The 12303-nt window shown below is 49.2% G+C and carries 12 protein-coding genes and 1 pseudogene; 5 read left to right on the forward strand and 8 right to left on the reverse strand.

Features of this window, described 5'->3' with window-relative positions; translation table 11 throughout:
* Positions 1-347, forward strand: a pseudogene (locus tag AC4IE7_RS20155) (transposase); the annotation flags it as partial.
* Between the two features lie 265 nt (positions 348-612).
* On the opposite strand, the gene AC4IE7_RS20160 reads toward AC4IE7_RS20155, so the two are convergent.
* The 4 genes from AC4IE7_RS20160 to AC4IE7_RS20175 form a co-directional block, all read right to left on the reverse strand.
* A complete protein-coding gene (locus AC4IE7_RS20160; protein WP_490778672.1) occupies positions 613-837 on the reverse strand; it encodes a BrnA antitoxin family protein in 225 nt (74 codons plus the stop codon).
* Positions 834-1124: a BrnT family toxin gene (locus AC4IE7_RS20165; RefSeq protein WP_490778673.1), complete on the reverse strand. Its 291-nt coding sequence runs from the start codon at positions 1122-1124 to the stop codon at positions 834-836. The genes AC4IE7_RS20160 and AC4IE7_RS20165 overlap by 4 nt, the downstream gene beginning before the upstream one ends.
* Before the next feature lie 114 nt (positions 1125-1238).
* Positions 1239-2579: a hypothetical protein gene (locus AC4IE7_RS20170; protein ID WP_490778674.1), complete on the reverse strand. Its 1341-nt coding sequence runs from the start codon at positions 2577-2579 to the stop codon at positions 1239-1241.
* 228 nt (positions 2580-2807) lie between these two features.
* Positions 2808-4379, reverse strand: a complete 1572-nt coding sequence (locus AC4IE7_RS20175) for a DNA recombination protein RmuC (protein ID WP_490778675.1) — start codon at positions 4377-4379, stop codon at positions 2808-2810.
* Between the two features lie 462 nt (positions 4380-4841).
* Between AC4IE7_RS20175 and mtaB the strand changes: the two genes are divergently transcribed.
* Both mtaB and rnd read left to right on the forward strand, forming a co-directional pair.
* The gene (gene mtaB, locus AC4IE7_RS20180) at positions 4842-6134 is read left to right on the forward strand and encodes a tRNA (N(6)-L-threonylcarbamoyladenosine(37)-C(2))-methylthiotransferase MtaB (RefSeq protein ID WP_490778676.1); all 1293 of its coding nucleotides are present in this window, start codon (positions 4842-4844) and stop codon (positions 6132-6134) included.
* A gap of 129 nt (positions 6135-6263) precedes the next feature.
* The gene (rnd, locus tag AC4IE7_RS20185) at positions 6264-7367 is read left to right on the forward strand and encodes a ribonuclease D (RefSeq protein WP_490778677.1); all 1104 of its coding nucleotides are present in this window, start codon (positions 6264-6266) and stop codon (positions 7365-7367) included.
* A 41-nt stretch (positions 7368-7408) separates the two neighbouring features.
* Here the strand turns inward: rnd and AC4IE7_RS20190 are convergent, their stop codons facing one another.
* The 4 genes from AC4IE7_RS20190 to AC4IE7_RS20205 all read right to left on the reverse strand — a co-directional run bounded on the left by AC4IE7_RS20190 (position 7409) and on the right by AC4IE7_RS20205 (position 10378).
* Positions 7409-7714, reverse strand: coding sequence for a BrnT family toxin (locus AC4IE7_RS20190; protein WP_490778678.1), 306 nt, complete (start codon positions 7712-7714; stop codon positions 7409-7411).
* Positions 7715-8007: 293 nt separating this feature from the next.
* On the reverse strand, positions 8008-8994 hold the full coding sequence (locus tag AC4IE7_RS20195) for a hypothetical protein (protein ID WP_490778679.1): 987 nt from the start codon (positions 8992-8994) through the stop codon (positions 8008-8010).
* Positions 8995-9257: 263 nt separating this feature from the next.
* Positions 9258-10073 (reverse strand): exodeoxyribonuclease III, encoded by an 816-nt coding sequence (gene xthA, locus AC4IE7_RS20200; protein WP_490778680.1) that lies wholly within the window; start codon positions 10071-10073, stop codon positions 9258-9260.
* Positions 10070-10378: a hypothetical protein gene (locus AC4IE7_RS20205; protein WP_490778681.1), complete on the reverse strand. Its 309-nt coding sequence runs from the start codon at positions 10376-10378 to the stop codon at positions 10070-10072. The genes xthA and AC4IE7_RS20205 overlap by 4 nt, the downstream gene beginning before the upstream one ends.
* A gap of 182 nt (positions 10379-10560) precedes the next feature.
* Here AC4IE7_RS20205 and yaaA point away from each other — a divergent pair, with 182 nt between their 5' ends.
* Positions 10561-11328: a peroxide stress protein YaaA gene (gene yaaA / locus AC4IE7_RS20210; RefSeq protein WP_490778682.1), complete on the forward strand. Its 768-nt coding sequence runs from the start codon at positions 10561-10563 to the stop codon at positions 11326-11328.
* Positions 11307-12080 carry a TatD family hydrolase gene (locus tag AC4IE7_RS20215; protein WP_490778683.1) on the forward strand — a complete coding sequence of 258 codons (774 nt, stop codon included), beginning with the start codon at positions 11307-11309 and terminating at the stop codon, positions 12078-12080. The genes yaaA and AC4IE7_RS20215 overlap by 22 nt, the downstream gene beginning before the upstream one ends.
* Positions 12081-12303: the final 223 nt, after the last annotated feature.

Raw genomic sequence — 12303 nt, forward strand, 5'->3', positions numbered from 1 at the left:
ATAGTGATAAAGAAATCAAGACTCCCAGTGGCCTTCTTCCTTTTGCTGGTTACCCGAGAAAAGATATGCCTAAGGGCGTACCTTTTCGTCTTGTAGACTATCTTGAGCTTGTTGATTGGACGGGGCGAGCCATCCTAGATAATAAGCGGGGTTACATACCTGACCATAAACCGCCTGTTCTCGATAGGCTACAGATCGATTCCAAACATTGGCTCTACATGGCTCAACATTTTGAAAGTCGTTTTAAAGGGTTAGTTGGAGCAAGTCACGCACTAAAAGCAGCCTGTCGCAAACTTGAGTTTCGACGAACGCCGAATTTAGGTTCTGTGGTAGAGCTACTCAGCTAGTCTTTCTATTTTAAATAGCTAAATTATCAAGCGGCGAGACAAGGCTGAGGTTATGTTGCGCCTGCGAATCTGCAAACATACATTAAAAACCGCACTTCAATCTAAAGACCCGGTCATTCTTCATATTTTTTGATCATATCGATCCAATTATTAAGACGTGTTGGTACTGCAATCTTGAATCTAGGGGATCCAAAACGAATCAAGCTGGAGTGGCTGTCTCGTTAGTTCTCGTTAGTTCTCTTTTCGCGTTAGCTTTATGGGCTGGTTAGGGCTGTTTATTCCATGAAATATCCACCTTTCGATGATGGGCAACACAATCACGAAGATATAGATTTATTAAACTCTGATATGGCACCCCTGACTCTTCAGCCATCTCTTTAAAGTACTTTATGACATCTTCGCTAAGCCTCATGGTAATGGGCTTTTTTAGTTTTGAAGCATAAGGGTTCTTACGCGATTTCATTTTAGAAAGATCATATTCTTTTTTCATGATAAGTCACCTGCGTAATACATACGCTCTAGACGCGTTGCCTTTCTCGCAGAGATTATCCGAATGGTATTACCGGAATCTCTTTCACAATGGCAAACAATCAAAATTCTTGACTCGCTACTAAGTCCAAGCATGAGAAAGCGGTCTTCTTCCAGCTCGGAGTTCTCAGAATCATAGAAGTGAACGGCAAACTCGTCATAAAATACAGACTTAGCTTCTTCAAAAGAGACGCCGTACTTTTTTAGATTTACTGTAGCCTTAGCTGAGTTCCATTCAAACCTTATCATATGTACATTGTATGTACAATTATCTCATTATTCAAGGGGCCCCAACTGGCAATTATGTAGCCAGCACTGATATTGGGATATATCTATACCCCCTCCCTTCTAGGGTGAGGAGCTTTAAGACTCAGACACAACCTGATTTAAATCATCATCCCAGAACCAGACCATTGAATCACTGTTGAGGTGCACGCCGCCAAACCAGCGGTCATAGTTATTGTGCGCCTGCCAAGATGTATGGCCTTGAAGCAGTTCCCTACCAAAATCGGTTAGTGAGACACGCCAATCGATCGGCTTTGGTGAGCTTTTAATCAGCTCTATTGCCGGCTTATGAGCCTGGGCAAGCTGATCCAGTACCAGCCAGTAACTGCTATCACCCATGAACACCAAAGGCTCATATTGAGTGGTATACCAGTGATAGAATAGTTTTGCGCCATCCTGTGGCCCCTGCTCATCAAGAATCGTCAGTGTAAGGCGCTCTGATAACGACAACCCATCCTTTAGCCAGGGCAGCTCTTTGATATGCCTTTTTACCGCCGGCATGATCTCAGGAAACGAAGCGTCATCCAGGTTGGCCAAATGACTGAAATCCTCCGGCGTGGATGCGGTGTATGCCTCCCAGCATAACTTGCCAAATTGTAGATGCCGCGCCTCAACCGGTTTGAACTGCTGCCACAACAGACGCATCGATTGAGCAGGCAGTTGTCCAATACCATGAAAGCGTTTCACACCAGGATAGTGGTCGATACAGATGAACTGGATTTTACCAGGCTGCTTTGCTGGATCGCTGAAAAAATGGAGCAGTTTGATGAATGCCAAAACATCGTAGGCATCGTGTTCAAACCAGAAGGCGACTCTTTCATATTCTCGGGCTCGCTCCAGGGATTGATAATCTGAGGTCAACTCCTTTCGTGCCTGCTCTCTCATTCGCCACTCGTTTCCAGCTATAAAATCACTGCGAATTTCTATAAAACTGTCCAGATCAGACGCAGCAGGAACCGGGCCTTGAATATAGGGGTCAGCAAAAGATAGATAATCTCCTTCAAAACCTGCAACCGCTAATTTGTACATTACATCGGTACCACAGCGGATATGTAAAGTCTGCATCTGTGCATCCAATGCAGAAGCGACACCCTCATTGATTGCTTTGGTAGCAATATCAGTAGACTCGACATGGTGTTTGAATTTTGACCAGGATTTAAAACCAAGTTCACCGGCGAGTATTGCCTGAGCATCTGCCAGCTTGATGTTCTGCGGATTCAAAGCCTGTGGATTTGGGTGAGCCTGGGTACGTTGCCACAACTCACCTTGGCGCAATGATCTGAGTAGTTCCTTTGCCTGCTTTTTACTTTGAGGCAGTGAGTAGTTAGTTGTGTTTCGAGGGTCGTCAGCGGGTAGTGTGTGGAAACTTTTCTGTTCTGCAATAAATTGACGACGCAGTTCCGGTAGTGACTGGATCATAACGAGCCCCTTGTTATATCAGGCCTTGCTTGCTGATAGGCACAAGGAAATCGCTGCAATTTGTAGAGAGTGGTTGTTGGGCTCAGCCCTTTCCGCAAGCAGGCAGCTGACAAACCAGCATGGTTGGATTATAGACTTACCAACGATCTATCAGCAATATGGAAGATCCATGCAATGGTGCTACAGGGTCACACCTTTGTTTCACTGCTAATGAAAAAGGAGTGCCTCTCACTCCTCATCCGGTGTCGGCAATGATGCCTTGCGGAAGACCGGTAGATCAGGACTCGACTCCTCTTCCAACTCCACCTTCTCAATCTTTTCAAATCGATTGCTGATCTTACGCGCAGAGACATTCACATCACTCACATCCTGATGGGCCTGTCCGATGTGCCTTGCCAGATTGTCCATGCGGGACTGAAATCGTCCAAAATCTTTCGACAATGCTCGCAAGTGCTCTTGAATGATATGAACCTGCTCCCGGGTGGCTGCATCCTTCATCACGGCTCTCGAGGTGGTAAGAATAGCCATCATAGTGGTGGGCGAAACCAACCACACCCGCTTGCGAAAAGCCTCTTCCACCAGGTCGGGGAAGTGGGCATGGATTTCAGCAAATACCGCTTCCGCCGGTATGAACATCACCGCACCATCCGAAGTCTCCCCCGGAATGATATAACGTGAAGCGATATCATCCATATGTTTGCGGATATCACTGCGAAACTGACGCTGGGCCTGGGTACGCTCCGATTCGGGTAACTGTTCATCAAGCATCCGTTGGTAGGATTCCAACGGGAATTTAGCATCGATCACCACATTTCCGGTGGGGTCGGGAAGAAACAGCACGCAGTCAGCTCGCCTACCGTTACTCAGGGTATGTTGCAATGAGAACCCACTCTCTGGCATGACGTTTCGCACCAGGGCATTCAATTGCACCTCACCAAAAGCGCCCCTGGAACGTTTATCTGATAGCACCTCCTGCAGGGAGACCACATTCGATGAGAGCTCGGTAATCTTCTTCTGCGCCTCATCTATTCGGGTCAGATGTGTGAGCACCTGATTGAAGGTCTCAGTAGTCTTTTCGAAACCTTCGCTGAGACGCTTCTCAACCTGTCCACTGATCTCCTTGAGGCGCTGATCTGTGGTCTCGGTCAAGCCCTCCACCCGCTTTCCCAGATTGTCTGCATGCTGGCTGAGGGCTTCAGCAACCTGCTTGCGAACCTCACCCATACCTGACTGCAGCGTTTCCTGCTGCTTGCTCAGACTGTGGGCCTGACGCTGATCGAAAGATTCCCGTTGCTCGGAGAGGGATCTGCTCATTGATTCACGCAACTCACCCAGCTTCTCCTGCTGCTGCAAACGGCCATCAGCGAGGTTTTCAGTTACCGCTTTTTTGAGCGCCTCGAACTGCTCTAAAAGATCCAGACGCAGACGACTGGCATCACCCCCCAAATTCTGCAGAATATCTGCAAAACGTCGTTCCAGAGTCTGGCTAAGCTTGTCGGAGTGCTGCTGCTGAGACTGCTGCATGCCATGTAACAGACGTTGCTGGGCCAGCATTCCCTTAGCAATTCTTTCAGATAGCAGATCCCTTAACTCACTCTGCTCTCGCGCACTTCTGCGCTCCAGTTCATGCAGCTGCTCTTGTTGTGACTGTTGATGATGAATCCTGACTTGTTGTTCACGTTGTTGGGTATCGAGGAGACGCGCCAGCCAATAGAGCGCCCAGCCCAGTAGAAACAGACAGGAGAGCCCCAAAACAAGCAGTAGCTGTTGAAAAGCAGAAATTTGGGTAAACCATTCCATGAGCACACTATACCCCAGGCAGAGGCTCAAAATGCGAGCCTTTAAGCGAATGCCATTGAGTTATCCCCTCAAGTTCCGACGATCTAATTTAACACGCAGCCACATATAAGTTATTGAATAAAAAGCAGGTTGGCCTTGTACATAGTAAACCGTTCATGATCAAAGAGAGACAACAAAACCAGATTGAATTGCAAACCAGTCCGTAATCCGTAGCCTGGATGGAGTACAACGGAATCGGGGGTAGTTTCGTGCGTTGATCTTCCCGGATTCCGTTGCACTCCATCCAGGCTACCTTGTCGAATAGATAACTCACTAGGGCCTGATAACACTAATCGAATCGGCCCTAAGACAGTCCCCGGCAGGTGAGAATTGAGGGATCGCGGCTAAGCGGGAACAACTAGACTTGCATAACCGCCCCATCATCATTACCTTTGCCGCTCATCTGAGAAACCTCTGAATCCCATGCGCGTTCATCTAAAGACACTGGGCTGCCGTCTCAACGAGGCGGAGCTCGAAACCTGGAGCCGAGAATTCCAGGCTCGCGGCCACCAAATGACCGGTCAGGCTGAAGAGGCCGACTTGCTGGTGGTGAATACCTGTGCGGTCACCCAGGAAGCGGTGAGGAAATCGCGAAAACTGATGAGCCGTAGCGGCCGGTTGAATCCGAATGCCCGTCTTGTGGTGAGTGGTTGTTATGCCTCACTGGAACCGGATGAGGCACTGAAGATCGAGGGTGTGGATCTGCTGATCGACAACCGGGACAAGGCCAGGCTGGTAGAAATAGTCGAACAGAAACTCGACCTGAAGCTTATGCCTGAAGCAGCTATGGAGGCTGAGACCAGTGGTATTCTGGAACGTGGGCGACAACGAGCTTTTATCAAGGTGCAGGATGGCTGCCGTTACCGCTGCACCTTCTGCATTGTCACCCTGGCCAGAGGTGAGGAGCGCAGCCGTTCAGCGGAGGAGATCATCGATGAGATCAACCGCCTGCATCGGGAAGGTATCCAGGAAGCTGTATTGACTGGCGTCCATATCGGAGGCTACGGCAGCGACATCGACTCAAGCCTGGTGCAGTTGATCAAACAGATTCTCGATCAGACAGAGATTCCCCGACTTCGCATCGGCTCCATTGAGCCTTGGGATCTGGAAGCGGGGTTTTGGACCCTGTTCGACAACCCCCGCTTCATGCCCCATCTTCACCTGCCGTTGCAGAGTGGTTCAGACGCAGTTTTGCGACGTATGGCCCGCCGCTGCCGCAGTGACGAGTACCGTCAGCTGATTACTGAGGCAAGAAGCCGGGTAGACGGCTTCAATGTCACCACTGACATTATTGTCGGCTTTCCAGGCGAAACTGAGGAAGAGTGGCAAGAGACTCTCTCATTTATCGAAGAGATCGGATTCGGCCATTTGCATATCTTCGCCTACTCACCGCGCCAGGGGACCAAGGCAGCCAGTCTGCCCAATCCAATCAGCCGTGAAATAAAACGCCAGCGAAGTGATGCACTGCATAAACTGGGCAGACAGATGAAACAGCAAACCCTGGAGGCACAGCTGGGCCAGACACTGCCAGTGCTGGTGGAAGGTTCCCCAGAACAGGGTTACAGCGGCTATACCCCCAACTATCTGCGGGTAGAGATCAGTGCCCCACCAGAAGTCGACCTGGTCAACAGGATTGTGCTTTGCCACTTGAGCGGACTCTCTCCCAGTGGAGATACTCTGCAAGGATCAATCTCCACAACAATGGGAGAGGATTGAAATTGCACAAACCGTTTGCACTCAAAACTCAAACTAAGCACTGACTCTGCATGACACAAAAGTTCGAGAGTCAGCCCAAAGGGCTCGGTTAACTGACCTTACCTCCTTTTTCAAAAACCCAAGAGACCTATGCAAGAACTCTATATCGATACTCCCAGCCAATTACTGTCACTCTGCAATCGGATTCAGCACAGTCCGTGGCTCGCGCTCGACACCGAATTTATACGCGAGAAAACCTACTCGGCCGAGCTTTGCTTGATACAAATTTGCAATGGTGAATTGTCGGCTTGCATCGACACCTTAGCACTTGAAGAGCTGACACCTCTGCTTGACATTTTTGCTGATCAAAATAGCGTGAAGATCTTCCACGCTGGCTATCAGGATCTGGAGATTTTCCACCAGCTTTGGGGACAACTCCCGGCAAACATGTTTGACACCCAGACTGCTGCGGCACTTCTTGGAATTGGAGAACAGATCGGCTATGCAAACCTCGTCGAACAGCTGCTCGGAGTCGAACTGGAGAAGGGGCACACTCGTACCGACTGGACACACCGCCCACTACATAAAACCCAGTTACGTTATGCCCTTGATGACGTCATCTATCTGGAAAAGATCTATCTAATATTGAAAAAAAGACTGCAAGAACGACAACGAGAGAGCTGGATTGCAGAAGAGATGCAAAAATTAAGCGATCCATCCAACTACATCAATTCACCGGATCAGATGTGGAAGCGTATCCGCGGACTTCATCGCGCAAAAGGGGTGAACAGGGCCGTATTACAAGCATTGTCAGCTTGGCGGGAAGTTGAAGCCGAACGAGCTAACCGTCCACGCCGCTGGATTCTTAAGGACGAAGTCCTGCTGGAACTGGCACGTCATCAACCTGCTGACTTAACAAGCCTACAGGGCATCCGCGGACTCGAACCTGGCAGCATCAAGCATTGGGGAGATGAGTTGCTTAAGCTGATTGCTGACAACAAGAGAGTCCCGAAGTCTCAGTGGCCAATCAGCAAGGCACGACCAACCCAACTCTCTTCAGAACAAGCCGCAACAGCGGATCGTCTAATGGCGTATGTTCATCAGATAGCCGAAGAAGAAGGGATCCCCCCTTCTCTCCTGATCAATCGTCGAGAACTGGAACGCCTGGTGAAGGGTGAACGGGAACTACCGATACTGAAGGGCTGGCGACGAACTTTGATTGGAGAGCAAATATCACTGCTAATGTCCCATTAACTTTCAATCTTCTCAGAACAACTAAAAAAGCCCCTCTCCCTTTACGGGAGAGGGGTTGGGGAGAGGGTGTACGCGAAGCGTTTCATATGGTTGAAGTAAGCTGGACAGTAGTGAGCAGATATATTTTTTATGGTTCTTCCATCTTCTCGATAGCAATGACAGACGATTAAAATTCGTAACTGAGAGCAAAGACCGAGCAAAATATAACGATCTTCATCTTCGGAATGATCAGGGTCGGTAATAAGCCTTGCTCTATCATCGTAAAATACCGTTTTGGCCTCGTCGAAGCATATCCCATGGTTCTTTACATCCTTAGCCTTATCCCATGTAAATTCCAGCTCACTCATAATTAAATTATTAGCAAGATCCGGGATTTACCTCTTTCTTTCAGGCACGTACATATATGCATTTATGCGTTAGATTTTTAACCCACCCCTCCTCCCGGGAGGGCGATTAATAGAACTGGCGTAGGGTGCGGCCCTGCCGCACCATTAAGGGCTGGAAAGAGTAAGAAATTGCGCTGTTTTGGATGCAAAATCTATTTGTAAATATAGGTGATTTTCTTTTACAAACCCCTCCCCGGTGGGGAGGGGGATTAATAGAACAGCCATCTTCCTGGGTGAAAGATTCAGGGGTAAGACTAGGGCCAGGTGTAGGTGTCAGCCACGCCCTCAAAAGTCACCACATACTGCGAGCAACTGATGAACTCAATCACTGCAGTTGCTCCGTCAGCCGCTTCAACACGAATACGACCAGCACTGGGGTGCCCATCTGAACAGTCGAAGGTTACCGGTACTTCAGTGGTTACAGTGACATATCCATGATCCGGATCGTAAACCCGAACAGAGACCTGATAACCCGATGACTCATTCCCGGAAACGCTGACCTCGGAAACCCGATAGGTTCGATTATCATAGCCCCGGTAGTCTGAGTAGTATTCACAACTGGCGTCTGAGCCTTCCTGGTTGGTCGCCGTACAGGTCACCGACATATTGAAGGTATCCGTGTAACTGCCATTCGGATGAGTGACCGACACAGTGAAGTTGACGTAATTTAGGGTCAGTCGATAGCCGTTGCCTACCTGAATATAGGTTCCCTCAACAGATCCATCGAGCGTGGACGAGTAGCTGTTACCATATCTGCTGGTACTGGTACATTGATTGAAATCGATACTCCAATTTCCGGCAACCCCGTTATCCGGAACCTCCATGATCACCGAGCCGCTATCACACAAGGTACTGGAGAGATCTTCAGTTCTTGCTGCCGTAACTCCACGGCCTGCCAATTGGCTATTGCGACTCAACGCTTCACCAATCACTACCCATAACTCGTCATTGATCTGCTGCCGCGTAACAGGCATATCCGATCGTTGACCGAATAGTGGCACATCATCGGAACTGATCGCCTGTTTGGAGCCTGAGGCTGCAGCGGTAGTGATTTCATCGACGTTTTCTGAGGTCAGTGAAGCCTGTTTGGTTTCACCGCTGTAGTCCAAAGATGTATTGGTTGAGCCACCATCATCGGTATTGGTGTTGCTATTATCATCATCACCTCCACCGCCGCCGCAGGCCTGGAGAATAAAAATCAGTAGTAGAAAGAGTGTCCATTTATTGAATTTTAAGATCATGATTGGTTCTCCCTTATGTAAAACATCCAGGCCACAGGTTGAATAATAGTGACTTAACGATGCGGTTTTTACCAGCATTTAGACTAGCCTGATCCCGAATAATATGACACCAATCAAAAAGTCTCGTTTAGAGAGCCGGCTCTTGATCGAAATACCACTCTGATCCTCTATCAGCGATCCATCCACCAAAGATCGCATGAAACAGATGCTCAGTGCCAAAAATCACAGTGCGCCTGAATGCTCTAAGCAACTATCAGAGTTGATTAAAAGTCGAATTCTGCCCATATCGGACAGTGGTCGGACGGTTTTTCCATACCACGTATATCGTAAGCGATACCCACATCAGTACAGCAACTCATCAACGGTTTGGTGACCAAAATCAGGTCGATACGCAAACCCCGCCTGGGTTCCCGGTCGAACCCCTTGCTTCGATAATCAAACCAGCTGAAACGATCATCCACATTCGGCTTGAGCACCCGATAGCTATCCTGCAATCCCCAATCCTGAAGCGCTTGCAGCCATTCGCGCTCTTCCGGTAGGAAGCTGCATTTACCAGTCTTGAGCCAGCGTTTCGCATTATCAGGCCCAATCCCGATATCCAGGTCCAAAGGCGCCACATTCATATCCCCAATCAGCATCAATGGCTCAGAGGCATCATGGTGGTTATTCAAATAGTCGAGAAGGTCAGCATAGTACTTGCGCTTTGCTGGAAATTTCACCTCGTGGCTTCGACTATCACCTTGGGGAAAGTAACCATTGAGCACTGTAAAGGGCTTGCCTTTTGGAGATTCGTAACGGCCAATGATCATCCGTCGTTGGGCCTCTTCCTCATCAGTGGGAAAACCCTTGTTGATCTCTAAAGGTGCCGATTTAGAGAGCAGGGCAACCCCGTAGTGGCTCTTTTGTCCGTGGTAGGCTGCCTTCAAGTCGAGGGCTTCGATCATGCCGATGGGGAAATCCGCATCCTGTACTTTGGACTCTTGAACTCCGATAACGTCCGGGTCATAGGTGGCTTTAAGCTGAGTTAACTGATGCTCTCTGGCTCGGATCCCATTGGTGTTGAATGAGACAATTTTCATAGATTCTTCTCTCCGAGGACTTCAAGGGTCTCTTTTTCACCCATTTCAAAACCGTGCCGATAGGCTTTACCCCAGGGTAAAAAACGTTGTTCATCGCTGATAGTTTCCCCCCCGCAGCCGAGCGCTTCATTGACTTCATGTTCATAACCCAGAAGCCGCATTCGACTGGCCATGCCATCAGCATATCCACGGTTATACCAGAGCTGCAGTTCGCTTTCTGTTTCAGATAGTACGGAGGTCTCCGCATAAAGATCCCCGGCCAGGTGCAGCAGTCTCTGAAATCGATCTTCTGTTGTCTGATTCATTATCCAATAGTTCAGTAATCAATATATCGGGCTAATAATATATGTTGCAGGACTATCCTGTATATCCATCGGGGAAATACGGTTGTATTTCGACGCTTCTATGGCGATGATTGTCCGATAGCCCGCAGAATCGAACTCAACCCCTGTATCAGGTTGATGTTCAGCAGATTAGAGATCAAAAGATGTTGATTGCAATTTCACCCGCCAAAACCCTCGACTATGAAACTCCGCCGGTCACCAAGACCCACACTAAGCCAAAGTTCCTCAAACAGTCGCGCCAACTGATCGATAACCTGCGAGACTACTCAGCACTGGATCTGGCGGAGCTGATGAAGCTGAGCATGAAACTATCAGAACTCAACTTCGATCGCTATCACGACTGGAGCACCCCCTTTAACCTGAAAAACGCCAAGCAGGCCGCTCTGGCCATGAAGGGTGACGTCTACACCGGCCTCGATGCAGAGACCCTTGATGAAAAGGGGTTTGAGTTCGCACAATCTCACCTGCGAATACTCTCCGGACTCTATGGGGTAATGAAACCACTTGATCTGATGCAACCCTACCGGCTTGAAATGGGCACCAAACTACCTAATGAGCATGGCAAAGATCTATATGCCTTCTGGGGAGAGTCCATTACCCAGGCGATCAACAAAGACCTTAAGGCCCAGGGGGACGAGATCCTGATCAACCTGGCATCCAACGAATATTTTAAAGCGATCAAACCCAAACTGATTAAAGGCCGCATCATCACGCCTCAGTTCAAAGAGAAAAAGAACGGCACTTATCGCATGATCGGCATCTTTGCCAAAAAAGCGAGAGGCATGATGAGTCGTTATATCATCGACCATAGACTCAACGATCCTCAAAGCATTAAGGATTTCGATGTTGATGGATATCGTTACAACCAGCAGCACTCAAAGGATGATCAATGGGTTTTCACCCGCGGTTGATCGATGCCCACTGCCACTTTGATGATAGCCGTTTCGATGTTGATCGGGCTGATGCCCTTGAACGCGCCCATCAGGCAGGTGTAGAAGAACAGATTATCCCCGCCATCAAAGCCGCTTGGTGGCCACGTCTTCGACAACTCTGCGAGACCAACCCCGGATGCTATCCCAGTTATGGTCTGCACCCTATGTTCCTTGGTGATCATGAAGAGGCGCATATTCAGGCTTTGAAAGTGTGGATCGAGCATGAAAACCCAGTAGCGATCGGCGAGTGTGGGCTTGATTTCTATATTCAGGACCCCCAGGCTGAACGTCAGCACTACTTTTTCGAGGCCCAGCTGCAACTGGCCCAGGAATACGATCTGCCGGTTATCATCCATGCCCGTCGATCAGTAGAAGAGGTCATCAACAGCCTGAGAAACTTTCCCGGCCTGCGTGGCATGCTGCATAGCTATTCCGGCAGCGAACAGCAGGCCCACCGATTGATTGAAATGGGGTTCTATCTCAGCTTTGGCGGCCCGGTCACCTATGAGCGAGCAAAACGCCTGCGGCATCTGGTTGAGTCCCTGCCCCTGGAGCATCTACTGATAGAGACAGATTCACCGGACCAACCCGATAGCCACCATCGTGGCCAGCGAAATGAACCTGCCTATCTCCGGGTGATCCTTGACCTATTCAGCCAGCTTCGTAAACAGCCCGCTGAACTGATTGCGGATCAGACCCGAAAAAACACCCAACAGCTGTTTCGGTTGTGAGCGGCCGGAACGGTGCGGCAGGGCCGGCACCCTACGGATTGTTCTGAAGTTGATCTGGTAAATTCTATTTCCAAGTTCCCACCCTTGCTGAGTGGCAGTCCGTAGCCTGGATGGAGTGTAACGGAATCCGGGAAGATTGGTGCGATGTACTTCGTAAACAGCCCGCTGAACTGATTGCGGATCAGACCCGAAAAAACACCCAGCGGCTGTTTCGGTTGTGAGC

It is taken from the genome of Candidatus Thiodiazotropha sp. AKAK3 (assembly GCF_058244645.1).